Origin of the sequence: Paenibacillus shunpengii, from assembly GCF_042684905.1 — a bacterium.
Classification (GTDB): domain Bacteria; phylum Bacillota; class Bacilli; order Paenibacillales; family Paenibacillaceae; genus Paenibacillus; species Paenibacillus shunpengii.
The window spans coordinates 221,660-238,564 of sequence record NZ_JBHUMJ010000003.1 but is presented as its reverse complement, the minus strand read 5'-3'; the positions used below and the strand labels follow the sequence as shown (position 1 = coordinate 238,564).

Annotated in this window: 16 protein-coding genes and 1 riboswitch; of the genes, 8 read left to right on the top strand and 8 right to left on the bottom strand. The window is 47.5% G+C overall.

The genetic code is table 11. The annotated features are described in order from the left end of the window. Positions 1-75: 75 nt before the first annotated feature. Entirely contained in the window at positions 76-264 is a 189-nt protein-coding gene (locus tag ACFSVM_RS15430) for a hypothetical protein (RefSeq protein ID WP_047911489.1), read from the bottom strand. A gap of 488 nt (positions 265-752) precedes the next feature. Between ACFSVM_RS15430 and ACFSVM_RS15425 the strand changes: the two genes are divergently transcribed. Then, positions 753-1,031, top strand: coding sequence for a hypothetical protein (locus ACFSVM_RS15425; protein WP_047911488.1), 279 nt, complete (start codon positions 753-755; stop codon positions 1,029-1,031). Positions 1,032-1,162: 131 nt separating this feature from the next. Next, positions 1,163-1,501 (top strand): DUF4870 domain-containing protein, encoded by a 339-nt coding sequence (locus ACFSVM_RS15420; protein ID WP_076314775.1) that lies wholly within the window; start codon positions 1,163-1,165, stop codon positions 1,499-1,501. A 130-nt stretch (positions 1,502-1,631) separates the two neighbouring features. On the opposite strand, the gene ACFSVM_RS15415 is transcribed toward ACFSVM_RS15420, so the two are convergent. The 3 genes from ACFSVM_RS15415 to ACFSVM_RS15405 all read right to left on the bottom strand — a co-directional run bounded on the left by ACFSVM_RS15415 (position 1,632) and on the right by ACFSVM_RS15405 (position 5,389). Next, complete coding sequence (locus ACFSVM_RS15415; RefSeq protein WP_076314776.1) at positions 1,632-2,978, bottom strand: nucleobase:cation symporter-2 family protein; 1,347 nt, start codon at positions 2,976-2,978, stop codon at positions 1,632-1,634. After that, the gene (locus ACFSVM_RS15410; RefSeq protein WP_047911485.1) at positions 2,978-3,565 is read right to left on the bottom strand and encodes a xanthine phosphoribosyltransferase; all 588 of its coding nucleotides are present in this window, start codon (positions 3,563-3,565) and stop codon (positions 2,978-2,980) included. The genes ACFSVM_RS15415 and ACFSVM_RS15410 overlap by 1 nt, the downstream gene beginning before the upstream one ends. 187 nt (positions 3,566-3,752) lie before the next feature. Further along, positions 3,753-3,853: riboswitch (purine riboswitch) on the bottom strand. A 165-nt stretch (positions 3,854-4,018) separates the two neighbouring features. Beyond that, entirely contained in the window at positions 4,019-5,389 is a 1,371-nt protein-coding gene (locus ACFSVM_RS15405) for an IS200/IS605 family element transposase accessory protein TnpB (RefSeq protein WP_076314777.1), read from the bottom strand. A gap of 200 nt (positions 5,390-5,589) precedes the next feature. On the opposite strand from ACFSVM_RS15405, the gene mscL reads away from it, so the two are divergent. Further along, a complete protein-coding gene (gene mscL / locus ACFSVM_RS15400; protein WP_076314778.1) occupies positions 5,590-6,075 on the top strand; it encodes a large-conductance mechanosensitive channel protein MscL in 486 nt (161 codons plus the stop codon). Here the strand turns inward: mscL and ACFSVM_RS15395 are convergent. Beyond that, positions 6,072-6,359, bottom strand: a complete 288-nt coding sequence (locus ACFSVM_RS15395) for a hypothetical protein (RefSeq protein ID WP_090725699.1) — start codon at positions 6,357-6,359, stop codon at positions 6,072-6,074. The two genes, mscL and ACFSVM_RS15395, sit on opposite strands and share 4 nt — an antisense overlap. 131 nt (positions 6,360-6,490) lie before the next feature. Between ACFSVM_RS15395 and ACFSVM_RS15390 the strand changes: the two genes are divergently transcribed. After that, the gene (locus tag ACFSVM_RS15390; RefSeq protein WP_379263211.1) at positions 6,491-7,123 is read left to right on the top strand and encodes an NUDIX hydrolase; all 633 of its coding nucleotides are present in this window, start codon (positions 6,491-6,493) and stop codon (positions 7,121-7,123) included. A gap of 94 nt (positions 7,124-7,217) precedes the next feature. On the opposite strand, the gene ACFSVM_RS15385 is transcribed toward ACFSVM_RS15390, so the two are convergent. Continuing rightward, positions 7,218-8,003, bottom strand: coding sequence for a TrmB family transcriptional regulator (locus ACFSVM_RS15385; protein ID WP_379263209.1), 786 nt, complete (start codon positions 8,001-8,003; stop codon positions 7,218-7,220). Between the two features lie 47 nt (positions 8,004-8,050). Continuing rightward, positions 8,051-8,803 carry a zinc ribbon domain-containing protein gene (locus ACFSVM_RS15380; protein ID WP_076314782.1) on the bottom strand — a complete coding sequence of 251 codons (753 nt, stop codon included), beginning with the start codon at positions 8,801-8,803 and terminating at the stop codon, positions 8,051-8,053. Positions 8,804-9,205: 402 nt separating this feature from the next. On the opposite strand from ACFSVM_RS15380, the gene ACFSVM_RS15375 reads away from it, so the two are divergent. The 3 genes from ACFSVM_RS15375 (at position 9,206) to ACFSVM_RS15365 (ending at position 14,772) form a co-directional block, all read left to right on the top strand. Next, the gene (locus ACFSVM_RS15375) at positions 9,206-11,569 is read left to right on the top strand and encodes a UvrD-helicase domain-containing protein (RefSeq protein WP_379263206.1); all 2,364 of its coding nucleotides are present in this window, start codon (positions 9,206-9,208) and stop codon (positions 11,567-11,569) included. 114 nt (positions 11,570-11,683) lie between these two features. Further along, the gene (locus tag ACFSVM_RS15370; RefSeq protein ID WP_379263204.1) at positions 11,684-12,046 is read left to right on the top strand and encodes a hypothetical protein; all 363 of its coding nucleotides are present in this window, start codon (positions 11,684-11,686) and stop codon (positions 12,044-12,046) included. 263 nt (positions 12,047-12,309) lie between these two features. After that, positions 12,310-14,772, top strand: a complete 2,463-nt coding sequence (locus ACFSVM_RS15365) for an Ig-like domain-containing protein (RefSeq protein WP_379263202.1) — start codon at positions 12,310-12,312, stop codon at positions 14,770-14,772. Between the two features lie 30 nt (positions 14,773-14,802). On the opposite strand, the gene ACFSVM_RS15360 is transcribed toward ACFSVM_RS15365, so the two are convergent. Further along, entirely contained in the window at positions 14,803-15,537 is a 735-nt protein-coding gene (locus ACFSVM_RS15360; protein ID WP_379263200.1) for an alpha/beta hydrolase, read from the bottom strand. Between the two features lie 265 nt (positions 15,538-15,802). On the opposite strand from ACFSVM_RS15360, the gene ACFSVM_RS15355 reads away from it, so the two are divergent. Further along, entirely contained in the window at positions 15,803-16,891 is a 1,089-nt protein-coding gene (locus tag ACFSVM_RS15355) for a copper amine oxidase N-terminal domain-containing protein (protein ID WP_379263198.1), read from the top strand. Positions 16,892-16,905: the final 14 nt, after the last annotated feature.

The following is a 16,905-nucleotide window of genomic DNA, read 5'->3' as shown; positions in this document are numbered from 1 at the left end:
CAGGCGGGCGGTTCTATTCAAATAAGAACAGTATATTCAGATGCTCGATTACAGTAGTGACGCAAAAGTGAAGAATCAGGAGACTGAGGAATTCAGTCTTGTCAGTTCACGCTCGACGACGAGCGTAAGCTCCTCTTCGTAACCTCCTGTTATCCGGTATTTTTTCACATACTCCTTCACGAATTTTTTAGGATCCTTCGGCCTGAAAATCCGAGTCATTTCTCGTAAACTTTCTTTGACCTCATTATGACCTTTTGTTGCCATGATAACTCCCTCCCAAAACGTTCAAAAGTAAATGCTCCGTTTAGAGAATCCGTAGAAAAAAAAGATCTAAGTGATACCATGAAGAAGTGTGTGCAGCTGTAATTAGCTTCAGGCCGGGAATCCCTGACTTAAACAGGTACCTGACATTATAAATACCCGAAACGATTCTTTTTGAATCACACTTCTATTGTATCATATTCAAAGCTTGCGTACAGCTTTCCAGAAATATCAATTTTGTAAAATCAAAATCAAATTCTGAATACCGTACTCCATACATAATATATCGGCCAATGTTTAATTCGGATTCAGTCAATGTCTTGAATACCAATCGTTTACATACATTTATTATGCCGTGAACACGGATAGTTATGCACCGAAACGGATAACCTAACTTACTGAAGTAAGAGCTTAAAGCCGCTTATATAAGCGGCCGCACTTCCTAAGATTCATGTTTCATTAAATAAAATAAGTTCAAGGAGGCTCCTGATATGAGCAGCAAGGATAAGGACATGCTCCCGATCACGCGGGAAAAGGTTGAGGTAGATGGAGTATATACCAATGAACGCGGACTGACGGAACATCTGCATAGAGGACAGCATTTTCCGCCGGACCCGATTCATGGAGCTACGGAATGGGAGCTGACGGAGTTTGCGTTTGAGAATCATCATGAAGGCAGAACAGACGAGCGCCTCGTTCCCAAAGAGGACGATGAGAATAAAAAAGGCAAAATAACAAGCCCGCGTCGTCAATTTCAAGGCGGAAGCTGATTCTGGTTAGAGAATACATATCACTGTTCCTTCATGGAAGAGTGATATTTTTTTATTTTGATGGTTGTTCAACTCCACGCCCCTCTCTCATATGATGCTTAAGAGAGATGGACAAAGGAGGAGGATACTTGATGTCCCCATTCAAATCATCGACCGGACTGGATGAGAATATTGCAGGTGCACTGTGCTACTTCTTCGGTTTTATCGGAGCCATATTGCTGCTTGCGCTCGAGAAGCGAAGCCGCTTCGTTATGTTTCATGCACTTCAGTCCCTGTTTGCCTTCGGAGCTATTGTCGTCGGTCATGTACTCAGCGGCTTGATCCCTTTGCTTGGCCCCCTGCTCGCTGCGCTGCTGTCACTGCTTGGTGTGGCGATATGGGTAATTATGCTGGCAGCAACACTGCAAGGGAAGTGGCTCAAGCTTCCTCTAGTAGGCGACCTTGCTGAGAAGCAGATGCGCAAGCTGTAATCTCACTCATGAACAGAGCAGCTGGCAAATATACTTTGCCGCCTGCCTGCCCCTTGCAAGCTTCATAGCACACAAAAAAACCGCTGATGACCCTCAAACAGGATAACCAGCGGCTAGAATTATGAAAAAATTAGACGGATTCAGTTGTCGTGTCCAGTTCAGCCTTTTTCTGCGGTTTGGGACCCAATCCGTTAAAAATCAGATTCAGCAAAATCGCAGTAAAGCTGCCGACCACAATTCCGTTATTCAGCAAAATACCGATCTCGGAAGGAAGCTGTGAGAACAGATTCGGTACAACCGTAACGCCGAGACCCATCCCTACGGACACTGCAATAATAAGCAGATTCTCGTATCGGTTAAAGTCTACCTGATCGGCCAGCATCCGGATACCGGAGGATACGACCATCCCAAACAAGGCTACGGTAGCGCCGCCAAGCACGGAAGGAGGAATCATCTGGGCCGTTGCTGCAATCTTGGGAACAAATCCGATCAGAATGAGCAGCAGACCGGCTACAGCGATAACGTCCCGTGTCTTCACACGGCTCATTTGGAGCAGACCAACGTTCTGGGAGTACGTTGTATACGGGAAGGAGTTAAAGATCCCACCAACCACAATCGCAAGCCCTTCTGCTCTGTATCCTCTGGACAAGTCCTTAGAATCAATTTCTTTGTTCAAAATTTTGCCCAGAGCCATAAATACCCCTGTTGATTCCGCGATACTGACGATCGCAACCAGGATCATCGTCAGAATAGCAGACAGGTTAAAGGTAGGCGTTCCAAAATGGAACGGTTCAGGTGCACGGAACCAGCTTGCTTCAAGCATTGGAGACAAGTCTACTTTACCGAAGAACAGTCCTGCAACCAATGTGCCGGCAACAAGACCGAGCAGGATCGAAATCGACTGGATAAATCCCTTTGTTAAACGGTTCAAGACAATAATGAATAATAGTACACCAAAGCCCAGCAGCAGATTCACAGGATCGCCGAAATCCGCAGCCCCATTACCGCCGCCAAGATCGTTTAACGCAACCGGAATAAGTGTGAGACCAATAATGGTGACGACCGAGCCTGTAACGACCGGCGGGAAGAAACGAATCAGCTTGCCGAACAATCCGCCAAAGATCATGACGAACAGACCAGAGGCGATAATCGCACCATAAATGGCGCTAACACCATATTGATTACCGATTAGAATCATCGGCGAAACCGCCTGGAAGGCACAGCCGAGCATTACCGGAAGGCCGATACCGAAATATTTGCCGCCCCATACTTGCAGCAGTGTTGCCAGACCACAGGCCAGTAGGTCAATTGCAATCAGATAGGTGATTTGATCTGGAGGCAGATTCAGACCGCTCGGTCCACCGACGATCAGGGGAACGATGACAGCTCCCGCATACATAGCCAAGACGTGCTGAATGCCTAGCGAAAATGTTTTTAAAGGGTGACGATTACGGTTAAATATACGTTCACGTGACATTAGATTCCATCCTCTTCATCTGCAAATGTAACTTGTCCATTCTCAAGTGATGCAATTCGCACCAGTGATTCAACACGGTAGCCTTTCTCTTGAAGCAGACGACCGCCAGGCTGGAACGCTTTTTCAATTACGATACCGATACCGACAACCTCAGCACCTGCCTGCTCAACAATCCGCGCAAGACCAAACGCCGCTTCCCCATTCGCAAGGAAATCATCAATAATAAGTACGCGGTCTCCTGGCTTCATAAACTTCTTAGCCACCGTAATTTCGTTAGACTCCTGCTTGGTGAAGGAATAAACCTTCTCTACAAAAATATCATCACGCAGGGTCAAAGACTTCTGCTTGCGGGCAAAGATCAGCGGCGCTTCCAGCTCAAGTGCAGTCATAATGCCAGGCGCAATCCCGGAGGATTCAATGGTGAGCACACGATTAATATCCTCTCCCTCAAACCGTCTGACAAACTCGCGGCCGACTTCCTTCATTAGAATCGGGTCCATCTGATGGTTCAGGAATGAATCCACCTTCAGTACCTGATCTGACAACACAATCCCTTCGTTTATCACTTTTTCCTTTAGCAGCTTCAAGTGGTATCTCTCCTCCTGTATGGATATTTCTTAAATTTGAGCCTGACCCGGCAAAATGCAAATAACCCATTCCAAATCAACCGCCGAAAACACGGATGGATTAGAACAGGTACTGGTTAGAATAAAGATGCAGTAAAGATTTCAAGCTCACATGCAGCAGTATAGCAGAGGCCTTCAAATTTTGTTGCATTCTTCATATTCCTCCCGTAGTCCAATCATTTCCGGTGATCGGGTAGAGACATGCCGGCCCATTCCAGCACATATACGAGTTAATTGTATATTTCACGACATGAGCAAAGGAGCAAATTACCTTATCGGTGTACTCCCTCGCCTATGTTAGAACAATGTTAGAAGTATAACGGATTGGTGCAGCAAAATAAAGTGTTATTTTAAACCTTTTCCACCTAAATGCATGCGCACTATAGATGGAGCTTACATCATCTTAAATACAGTCTAAACGAGCGAATTAACTGTATACACAGGTCGGAGTGCTTGTTTTAGATTAATGAATGAAGACAATGTAAGAGATGTTCTTTTTGCCAATTCAGGAACTTTTGCCTGAATTGACAACCACTTCTTTTCAGAGATGGATTTTTGGATTTCTCGAATAAAGTAACGAGCTGCTATATTGTAGGATGCATTTAAGTCGGAATGATAGGTCTTACCGGTTGTAAACACACACAAATCTTTACGGTCGCTGCGTACTACATAGCCTGACCCGTCGAAAGCTAAGGCACTTGTGTTTTTCGGGTTAACTCTTGAAAAACGCATACCTAAATAATGACCCATTTGCTTCACTTTGTTTTGAAGTAGTAATTTCGCCCAATATTGAAATTTAAAGCGTAATCGCTTCGCACCATAAACACCTTTAGGTAAACGCATTTTTCCTAGATACTCAAACACGATAACGTGAGCTCCATTGTCATGAGCAAATTTTGTAATCTGGTGGGCTGTATCGGTAACGATTTGATTCTGCAATCCGTTAATGCGTCTCCAAAAGTTAGGTTTCGCACCATTTCCGGACTCACGTTGGGATTTCTTTAATTTATTGATTATGGCAGTAAAACGGTCTTTTTCTTTGGGCTGATTAATGAACTTTCTAGCCAAGACAGTTCCGTTAGCGTCCATAATGGAACAAACCGCAGATTTTGTGAGACCTAGGTCTACCGAGCAAATTCGTTGGTTTTGTATTTTTTCGGTCTTGAGTTTAACCTGTGATTGGTATGAGATGTTAAGAAAGTACTTTTTCCCAACCTTTACAAGGGTCGGGTTATTCTCCTTCCAGTCCCAAACTCCGCGTTTATATAAATCTTGTGTTTTGAAATCGATGTCGATCCAAACCCAATCCTTCTTATGGAACACTTTAATCTTGCCTGTTTTCTCAGATATTCTTTCAAACATGTTGTCCTTATAAAACACAGGGAATGATTTGTGTTGAAATTGTAATCTCGGCGGGTTCTTCTTGAAAAGTCTACCTTCAGAAACAGCCATTTCTTTTTCAAGGTTCCAATTATAGAAGTTGGAACGATGACTCTTGACTATACCAAAAGCTTCAGAAATGGCACTTCTTCGAAAATAAGACGGGAACTTGTAAAAAGTGGTATCGAATGCCCCGTACTTTGGGCGGAGGTTACTTTTTGTGAAATGAATAAGAGATTCGACTGCTGGGACCAATGATTTGGTTGATAGATGACCAATCGAATTGAACTCCTGGTCAATCACGTTGATCAGAAAACCAAGTGCTTCATTGTAGATTTCGATCGTTTTATCAAAGATTTTAGAATGACTTGTAATTTTATATCTCAGTGTTTTGACCACCTTCACAAATTTCACCTCTCCCGTTTCCACTATCCTCTATGATATTATCATATAACCAAGAAAAAAAGGTCGACTAATCTCCACCAAAATGTAGTTCGGAAAGAGGAATGCGTCGCCAGTTTTTTGTTCAAGGGACTGAGCCTAATGTTTAAATGGAGGGGTAGGTTCTTGCACTGAGTGTATATAGCCATGTTAGGAGAGTAGATATGAAGAAAATGTTGAATGAATTCAAGGAGTTTGCCGTTCGCGGCAACGTCATTGATCTGGCTGTCGGAGTCATTATCGGGGGGGCATTCGGCAAGATTGTAACCTCGTTCGTTAATGATATCCTCATGCCGCCAATTGGACTTCTGATGGGGAACAAGAGCTTCGAGCAATTGTTCATTCCGCTGGAGCGAGGGGTGCTGACCTCAGAAGGCAGCAAGTACACGACACTCGCCATGGCTGAAGCAGACGCCATCCCAGTGCTGAAGTATGGACAATTTATCAATGTCGTACTGGACTTTCTGATCGTGGCATTCTGTATCTTCCTGTTCATTAAAGGGATTAATCGACTGAAACGCAAAAAAGAGGAGCCCGCACAGCCAGAGCTGACAACGAAGGCTTGTCCTTACTGTCTCTCGGACATCCCGCTTGCCGCTACGCGCTGCGCTCACTGCACCTCTGTGCTGGAAGTGGAGAGATCTTCCTAGAGAAGATTCTCCAGAATTCTGCGCAGGTTCGCATCTTCCCTGTAGACTTCTTCACCTGTATCAAGCTCGGTCACACGAAGTCTGATGTAATCTGCGCCAGGATTCACCGGCTTGAAGGTCAGGTCGTCGGGATTCTCGGTGACCACTTCATAACCCAAGCGTTTAAACATCGGGATAAGCTGCTCCGGTCCGGGAGGCGTATTATTATCCATGAGCAGAAGCCCTCTTAACGGTTTAGGCTCATCTTTTTTGTAGATTATTTGAAATTTCACAATGCATTCCATCGTTTTTATAAGCTCCTTTCTATCTCATCATCCATTTTCATTGTAGCTATATTCCCCTGAAAAAGATGTAATGATGCTGACATAAGATCATCGCATTGTATGTTATATCACATCTCTGGAGGTCAACCGAAATGAGTGAAGAGCATTTTGATATATACGATCCATCTGGTGCACACATCGGTACAGCACCGCGTTCTGAGGTTCACCGCGAAGGCTACTGGCACAAATCCTTTCACTGCTGGCTGGTGCGGGACACCCCGCAAGGTAGAAGGGTTCTGTTCCAGAAGCGGACGAGCAGCAAGGATACCTTTCCCTCTTGTTATGATATCACTGCTGCCGGCCATCTCACGGCCGGAGAAACGGTTCGGGATGCAGCAAGAGAGCTGGAGGAAGAGCTTGGTCTCCGTACCGAATTCGAGCAGCTTACCCATTTGTTCGAAGTCACCGAGGAAATGAGCGGCGAGATTTCCGGCGTACCCTTCATTGATCGAGAGATTAGTAATGTGTACGGCTGCCTTAGTTCTTGGGAGCTGACAGAATACAAGCTGCAAGCGAGTGAGGTTGCAGGATTGTACGAAGCAGATCTTAAGCAGATGCTCGATATGTTCCTCGGCGGTCCAAGCAACATAACAGCAACCGGCATCCTCTATCATGAAGAAGACGGCCATTATACCAAGGTTACAGAGCCTATTCGTCCAGGACAATTTGTTGCCCGCCCTTATTCCTACTACGTTTCTGCCTTCCAAAAGTTACAGCAGCTATAGACGCAGGGACATAAAAAAAGGTCCTCTGCCGTGATGGTGCACCAAGGCAAACCATCTGCGGGCAGAGAACCTGTAACCTACATACAGTACAGTGTTACCTCTCTACAACATATTTGTTCATCATATGCTCGAAGCGCCGGCCATAACGTCTCTCCAGCTCCTCACCCATATCTTCTTCTAATTCGTACAAAATCAACTCCTGCGCAAAGTACTCCAGCAGCAGCTTGACCATCAGTGGATGCTCCGTGACGAGTGCCTGTGTCATGCATTCTTCCCCTCGAAGTCCCAGCATGCACCATTGCCGGTCAATGACAAAAGAAAACTTCCGTCCGCATAACTCGGCCGAGGGCTCAAAGGGATCCCAAGGGAGCATGGAATACTGCTTCCCTGAATCAGCATCGTAAGACCAGAGCAGCCTAACGCCCCGTTCCTCTGCAGCTCTCAGCTCCTCGTGGAACAGCGCCGCCTCCTCTGCACACATATCTATGACGATCTCCTTCTCTGCCTGAGCAACACGAACCAATAATGTGTCCAGCACCTGGCGGTCTCCCTCCATGTTATAGAAGCTCGGAGATCCCGGATGATGTCTTGGCAAGGATCTTTCAACGAAATGAAGGGACTGTCTCACATTGTCCGAAATCTTGCTGGTCAGCTCTTCCGGTGTAAGCATGCTGTATCTAGCCGGCTCCCCCTTGCCGCAATGAAGATAGCCTTCCGCATTCAAGCGCTGGAGCATCGCATATATGTTCGAACGTGAAGCGCCAAGACGCTTAGCTACCTCATAGCCTGATGAAGCCCCCTGGCGGGACAGATCAACCATAATTTTGGATTCCATCTCTGTAAAGCCCAGATTCTTAAGGTGCGCAAGCAGCTGCTCCATCGTCACTGTCCTCCCATGCTGTTAAGGAACCTATGCGTACCTTATCGTTAGATCTGCTCTGCACCACAATGCGGACACCATTTCGATCCTTTTGGCAGCTCAGAGGCGCAAATTTGACATTTGACGCTATCTCTCGGCACCTCTGCTTTGACAGGCGCCTCCATGTGCTCATTGTTCTCTTTCCAGTAACGGATTCGCTCGTCCAGCTCCTGCTGTCTCTCCCGCTCCCGCTGCAGTTCCTCTTGACGTCTGCGTTCCCACTCCGCGTCAAACTCTTCCTTCTCTTCAGGGAGGAAATCCTTCAGATCGTAGTCTTCCTCATCCGGTGGCAGCACATCATCATCGAGCAATAGATCAGGGAAGAGTTCCTCCTTCTCCTCTTCAGCTACAACCTCTTCTGCTGCCGCAGCTTCCGGTTTAGCCGGACTCGTATAAGTCTCAGAGTTCGCAGGTGTCAACGGACGACCGCATTTCGGACAGAAATTGGCATCCAGATCAGATACATGTCCACATACACAGACCCGTTCGTTCTTCAGTACTGCGATCTTCTCACGAAGCTCATTGATCTCTTCCTGCAGCTCGTCACATGCTTCTGACAGCTCCATCATTCTCTGTTCAGCGATCGACATGTCTTGAGCACGGTAACCCTCGTAGAAGATACGGCCCATTTCTGTATAATTCACCGACATTTCGTGTTTGATATTCGCAATTTGTGAGTTTAGTTTGTTGATTTCCACGGCATGCTGTGCCTTCTCCGTTGCACGGCCTGCCCCGTCTTTAATTCGCTGTAAAAAATTCATCTCAGGTTCTTCCTCCTCTTTCCCATGACAAGCTGAAAGTTAATTCACTTAACAGCTAAGCCTTCACTCATTACTTAGCCAAGACCCAAAAAGATAAAACCTGAATCAATTTCATAACCCGTTAACCTTGATTGAAGCACCTAAAGGATATGAAAATGATTCAACTGCCGTTAAATTATACCGTATACTTCGCAGAAGTCTGTTCGTTTAGGTATAATAGAGAGCGGTTTGTTTATACTTATTTGCTTCCATTTTGTGATGGCTCAGGCATGATTAGAATCGTGCTATGATGCACCCTAGCACTGCTGCAGTAGCTAAGGTGACTCTATCATACCAAATTTACAGCCCTCTTGTGAAAAGGGCAATGATTTACTTTGAAATTAGATGAGGTGTACGGTTTTTATGTATAGTGTGAACCCCATTTTTCATCTGCGTCCGCTGGGTGTTACCGGAAATTCGAGATTTCCTCAAGCCAAACCTGCGCCTGATCAGACAAGTATTGAGCTTGTGTCTGACAGAGAGAAGGATGCTTACTTCTTCAGGTCACTTGAGCAGGCAGGTATTCTGCTGAATGCTCCTCAGATCAAGGCCGTACGACACGGCAAGGGGCCGCTCCTGACACTTGCTGGCGCAGGCTGCGGCAAGACAACGGTGCTGACTTCCCGGACAGGCTATCTTATCCAGGTCGCTAATGTCCCGGCCGGTAGTATACTGCTCGTCACGTTTACGAGCAAGGCAGCCGGCGAGATGAAATCAAGAATTGCGGCCATTCCCGGTATTCGTCCGGCGGCCGCCCGTGCGGTCCAGGCACGGACATTTCATTCCTTTGCACTGATGCTGCTGCGTCACTATGGCATGACCGAAGATATTTTTGGCGATACCAAAGCCCAGCATACGATCATTAAGATGATTCAGCGCAAGCACGGACTCAGTGATGCCTTTCAGCCCGAGAGCCTGCTCTCCTCCCTATCCGCCTGGAAGATGGAGGGCAAAACCGCGGATGAGCTGCCGGACACAAGCCGTGAGGAGCGGGAGACCAAGCAAATACTGCTCGGCTATGAAGCATGGAAGAAGGAACGTCACAAAATGGATTTTGACGACATCCTGCTTCATGCGAACCGGCTGCTGTCTGACCCTCACATCCTTCGTCCGCTTCAGCAGCGCTTTCAATATATTATGGTGGATGAATTTCAGGATACGAACGGATTACAGTACGAAATTGTACGCAAGCTGGCCGCAGCGCATCGGAATTTGATGGTCGTAGGAGATGATGACCAGACGATCTACACCTTCAACGGAGCTAAACAAGAGGTCATACTGGAATTCGACAAGCTGTACCCCGGCGCATCGGTCATTACGCTCGACATTAATTATCGCTCTGACGCCCACATCCTGGGGCTGGGTACCGAGATCATTAAGCATAATAAGAAACGCAGATATAAACGGCTTGTTTCTGCCGGCAAGCAAGGCTCACAGCCCTTGTATGCAACTCCTTCCGGTGTAGAAGAGGAAGCCTCCTGGATCGTAGGTCATCTGCAGGAGCAGATTGAGAACGGACAGCATTCTTATAAGGATATCGCCATTCTGCATCGAACGGCGAGCAGCAGCCGCGCGATTTTTGAACAGCTTGTACTGAAGGACGTTCCGTTCATACAGCACGGTGCAGGACCGGTGTTCTACGATCAGAGCTTGGTCAAGCCGCTGATGGATCATCTCAGGCTGTCTCTCAATCCGCGGAATTTTGAGGCTATTCCCAGTACACTGGGTCCTCTCTACATTTCCAGGGACGCGGGTCTGCTCTATCTGGATCAGCAGGAGAAGCAGCAGCCGAAGAAGTATCCATTGATCCATTTTACCCGTTGGGAACAGCTGAAGCCGTTTCAGCAGGAGGCAGTGAAGGAACGTATCAAACTGATTAAGCTGCTGAAGTCCATGACGCCGCTTGCTGCCATTCAGGAGATGAGAAGACAATTCTACGATTCCTATATGGAAAGCGGAGATCCAAGCATCTACACCCATTATCGTGAGACGATTCTTGAAACACTCGATGAGCTTGAAGCGGCAGTTAAGCGTTTTGAAACGGTGGAGAGCTTTGTGGCTTTTGCAGATGAGCTTACAAGACGGCATAAGGAAATGGAAAGCCTGCAGGCAGCAAGCGACAGTGACGCCGTTCAGCTCATGACGATTCATCGGGCAAAAGGACTTGAGTTCCCTATCGTCTACTTAATTGGAGCAAGTGAAGGGATCCTGCCGCACAGCTCTGCGCTCACGAAGGAAGCACCCGAGGATCGAAAGGCAGCTCTGAATACAGGCGCTTCAAGCACGGAAGTCGAAGAGGCTCTGCTTGAAGAGGAGCGCAGACTCGCCTATGTTGCGGTCACAAGAGCCAAGAAGCAGCTGTATATCACATCACCGGCAAGTCAGCACGGTAAGCCGGCCCCGGTGTCCAGATTTCTGCTGGAGGCGTTCGGTATCAAAGATTCGCAGGAACAGCGAGGGCCTGTGAGCGAGCGCAAAGCCTATACAAAGGACCATTCCCGTTCCAAGGAGAAGGAGCACAGCCGCTCTGATCGATCTTCACATCAGCGGATGGAAACGGTGCCTGTATGGTCCTGCACTTCCAGCTCTTGTCCTGCCTGGATTAGACAGCATCCCGCTCAAGGTACGAGTACGCCGTCTAACAAACCACCGTCCTGTCCGCTGTGCAAGTCGGCGATGGAGAAATCAATGCGCGAGGTCCCTGCCATACCCAAGCATTACAGATGAAATGATTCACTTATGGAGAAAACCGTGTAAGAACTCATAAGTGCTGCGTTACGCGAATTTATAGAAATCGTTAAATTTGAGTATGCCGCAGGCAGCTTAAGAGGAGGTGCTCCAATGGGAAAACAATCCTATTATGTATCCATCACTCAAAAGTTAATTCATCAAGATTCCTCTGAATCGAGTGATTATGAAGTACACTTAGATGAAGAACAGCTAAGTATACTGCAGGATATGCTCAGGGCCATGGATCAAGAGGACAGATATACGTTGCAGCGGACCCCTGTGCCTTACAAATCAGCGGATCACGATGATGCAAACGATGAGTTTACAGGTCAATTAAAAGAGCTGTATCAGTTCATCTACGACGCAGGAACCGATGACACCCGCGCAGAGATCCGTAATCTTCGGATCTTGGACAAGCTAGAACATACCGACTATGACAATAGAGGCTATGAGAATTCACCCATGAACAAGTAAACTCGATAAGAAATGAAGCGAGGTAACGAAGGCTTCATCTTACGAAAAGACCAAATTCGCATCAACGAATTTGGTCTTTTCGTATTTAAGCAAAAATAACCTGACATGAACCCTTCAACAGTTCTATTCAACGATTTTTCGTAATATCTAAAAGTAACCGCTTCAAGCTAACACCAAATTTCGTAGATCGGTCTTGGCAGTGATCACAGCAGCGTTTCCCGTCAAATATGTTTACATCATATTGACAAGGATGTGAGATGATCATGTTTTCATTTCTGCGAACGTGTGGTTTATTGAGCCTCGTATTAGGACTCTTCTTAATTTATGTCTCCCCTTATTCTGTTACCGCAGCAGCCCGGATTACGATTGACTCGCATCAGGATGGACAGACGATCTCCCCAGGCTTGACCCAGCTCTATGGTACGTATACCGATGTGTATGAAGTGGAACTGATTGTGAACGGCGAGATGGTAACCGATGTGCAGATGGATGATCCGGACGGTAACGACAGCGGAGATTGGTCTTATTCCCTCGATACTTCACAATGGGACGGTCCGATTGAGGTTGTCTTGAAGTCAAAGGATACCGGCACCAGATATGGGATATGGTCCTCCTTTATGTCACTTGTCGTGGATAACCCTGCAGCACACATCCCTGAGGTTCTTGTTACAGGTCCGGCCGAACGCGCTATGCTGAAGGCCAAAGAGCGGGTCAATATTGCGGTTAACAGCAAGAACCCCATTACAGCAGTTGAGCTTCGCATTGATGGTAAAGAGTGGATTCCACTTGCATCCAGCCGTGATGGATATTCCTATACCTGGGATACACGCATGGAAGCGAAGAAGGTACACAGTCTGGAAGCTAGAGCGACCGACGCGAACGGGAATACAGGATACAGTCCGACGATTTACGCAGACACAAGGAAGATTTCAAATGCCGGGGAGTTAAACGACGCGGCGAATGATATGGAGATGGGTATAGAGAATGATGTAGATAGTGAAACAGTGAAGGACGGATCATTACAGATGGACCTCGAATCCATTGATTCGGTTGATTCGGTCGTAGACAGTGTATATGAATCGGATTCGGTGACAGATAGTGTCTATGAACCAGACTCTTCCACAGAGGAATTGGGGGAATTGCTGGCTGAACCTTCTCCACTCCCTGATCAGGATCGGGCGATATGGATATGGGAGACCGCGTCTTATCATCTCGTACGGAACCCAAATTCCTGGCCTGTCTTGTCCTCGCTTGCATCCGATACAACGACCTTTAATCAGCGGCCCATCACGACATTATACTTAGGTGTTGACCAATATGATGGAGCCTCTATGCTGGAGGATTATCGCAGTGAAGTCCGGCAGTTTATTACATGGGCTCATGGAGCAGGATTTCGGGTGGAAGCTCTGATTGCCGGTGGAACCAAGCCACCTTATTTTGGAGCCTACACAAGATACCGTACACAGGCGGTGCGGGAGTTTGAAAAAGTGCTGAATTACAATATTGCTTCTGATTCCGAAGCGCAGTTTGATGGCATCAATCTCGATACAGAGCCTTACATCCTGCCTGATTTCAAGACAGCCAAACCGTCTGTCCAGGTTCAGTATCTTGATATGCTTGCCGCACTTATGGAACGCAAGGCTGCTTCCGGCCTCACCTTCCCAGTTGGAGCAGCGATCCCAAGATGGTACGACACATCAGCCGATGCCAGCAACATTCCTTGGAATGGAGCAACCAAATGGATGTCGGAACATATTCAGGATACAGCAGATTATATCTCGATTATGAACTATCGTGATCAGGCGGAAGGAAGCGCCGGCATCATCAATCATGCACTTGGTGAGGCTGCTTATGCGAATGCAATCGGCAAGCCGAAATCCGTCATTATCGGAGTGGAAACCAAAGACATTGCGGATGGTGGAGACCCGGAGACGATCAGTTTCCATGAAGAAGGAAGAACCTACATGGAACAGGAGCTGGCCAAGGTCTACACTGCCTTTGAGAATGACCCTGCCTTCGGCGGCGTTGCGCTGCACCATTATTCATCACTGATTGATTTCCCTAGCAAATGGGGACCTGGAGGATATCGATGGGCACCTCCTGCGGACAGCGAGCCGCCAACCGCTCCTGCCGGACAGGTGCAGGCTGTAACCTTTGACCATCAACGGATCGACCTCTCTTACGGGATGGCACAGGATAATACCGCCATCAACGATTATCGGATTTATCGCAGTACAGATGCTGCATTTAGTATTGGGCCGGAGACGTATGCAGGCACAGCCAAAGGATTATCGTTCATAGACAAAGGGCTGCTGCCGGATACGACCTACTACTATCAAGTGACAGCTGTCGATATTCAGGGCAATGAAGGTCCGGCGAGCAGCATCGGCTCTGCGACCACTGGCTCTTCCACACTCAAGCCTATGGTCATCCGTGATATGAACATCGAATTTACTGGCGGAAAAGCAGCCGTCTCCTTCAGTGTCATCGACCGCGAAACTGGAGAACCGGTGCCTGCCAAGGTCAGCGGCAGATTCACACGCATGGCAGGCAAGTATGTTACCGCCGCTACGGATGCGAACGGACTTTTTCAAGCGGTGTCTGAGAGCATGACCGCCGCTGACGGCGAGATCAGCTTCGAGCCCCGCCGCATTATGGCATCCGGATATTACTGGGCAGGCGCGTACGATGAACTGCCTTATCTAAGTGTCACATGGGGACCGTAAATCGGTGAAATGAGAAGAAGGCAGAGCGACCTATGTGAACAGCCATCTCAGTGCTTCGGGAAAGTGCTTGGCAAAAAACATAGCATCATGTGTTCCGCCTTCTTCGACCGTGAACTTCAGCTTATCCTCGGGAAAGCCATTGTCAATCAGTGCTCTGTAGGCTTCATGTGTATTCTCTACCATATTTCGCTGGATACTTTCTTTATATACACCTTCCAGGCTGCCTACAGACATATACAGCTTCTGATCACATGAGGGCACTTCCGTATTCTGAATAAAGGCCAGCATCCCCTCGTACCACATCGAGGCAGATATGGCACCGATTCTTCCGAACAGATCCGGGCGCTGATATGCCGCATAGATCGAGATCATCCCGCCCAGAGAGGCTCCTGCCATTGCTGTATTCTCTGGACCGGAAAGGGTGCGGTAAGTCTGGTCCATATGCGGCTTCAGCACGTCCGCAACGTACGATATATACTCCTCCCCCATGCCGCCAAAACCCGCTGACCTTCCATTTAATGACGGAGCAGGCCATGGAGTATACTCATCATTGCGATGAATAGGTACGATACCCACAAATATGATCTCGGGAAGCTCCTTGATCCGAAGCTTGTGTTCAAGTAGATTCAAGCAATCTCGTACCAATGTCATTCCGTCCTGTATATAAACAACGGGAAATCGTGCAGCACCTTGATGATAGGATGGAGGCAAATATATGTGCACGTCCCTCCCTCCGATTTTTTCTTGCTTAAAGGTTTCTCTCATCTGTCTCTATTCTCCTCGCTATCTTAGAACAGGGTATTATGGAAGTCATCATCCCTAATTTTATTAACATGAGGCAGCAACATCCATGGACTATGTACGGAAGAGTATAGGGATGGGAGCTAAGCACCAATATAGAGGACGTTGCAACCTTCATTGCATTAACTTCGTCTAATAACTTGTCAACAGCTGGATCGAATACGCTAGGCTATTCGTTTCTTAAGCTAAAACGACACTTACATCAAGACGAAGGAGAGATCAAGATCGAATGAACAAGAAAATGAAAACCGGCGCAGCTGCACTCGCACTGACCGCAGCCCTAAGCAGTGGATATGTGTACGCTAACGGTAACGCCGACGCCCCTGTATCTGTCTCCACCACAGCGGCAAGCAAGGTGAGTATTACAGTCAACGGTCATGCCATTGATGCAGGATTTATACTGCCTGATGCCGAGCATCCAATGATTCCTGTCCGCGCCCTCGCCGAAGCGCTTGGTATGGAGCTCACATGGGTGAAGGATAGCAAGACAGCGGAATTAACTAAAGGTAATGTATGGACTGCTATACCGACAGGTAAAGATCAGTATAATGTGAATCGCATGTACGTCGAGCTTGGACAAGTACCTGTCATTGTCGAGGGCACACAATACGTTCCGCTAAACTTTGCAAGTGAAGTACTGCATGCCAATGTGAAGACGGAAGGAGCCTCCGTAACGATTACGACAGAAGAAGTACAGGAATTTGCAACATCAGTGGGTGTCGTTACTTATGCTGATGATTCCAGAGTCCACATTAACGGAGTCGGCCCAGAGAGCTTAATCCTGAATGCAATTGACGACACGGAATACCTGTTAGCGGATGGTACTAGCCTGGATATCACCGATCTTAAAGTCGGGGATCAAGTGGTAGCACAGCATTCCATGGTAATGGCACTCAGCATGCCGCCTCAATCTGCTGTGTACAAAATCACCGTCACAGAGCAGGCTCAAGAGAACCTTCACAGCGTTGAAGGGACCATCGGTGATATTCGTGTAACAAATAACGGTGACCGCAGCCTCCTCATCCAGAGCGGAATGCTTGCAGCAAATCCTCAGTCTGAAATCGTATTGCAGATTAATGAGGATACTCAGGTTGTGAATACCAAAGGCGAGAAGGTTGATCCGGCATCCATTACGGACGAGGATTATGTAATCGGCTTCCACAATGGTGTTCTGACCCGCAGCCTGCCTCCAATCGGCAATGCAATCAAGATCGTTGTTGATTCGGTAGACGTCAGTCAGTCCCCTGAAGAGTCAGCTGAAGCACCGGCAGAAGCTGACAATTCGGCAGAGACAATCAAGCCATTCCCAGCTGAATAACGTTTATAACAGAC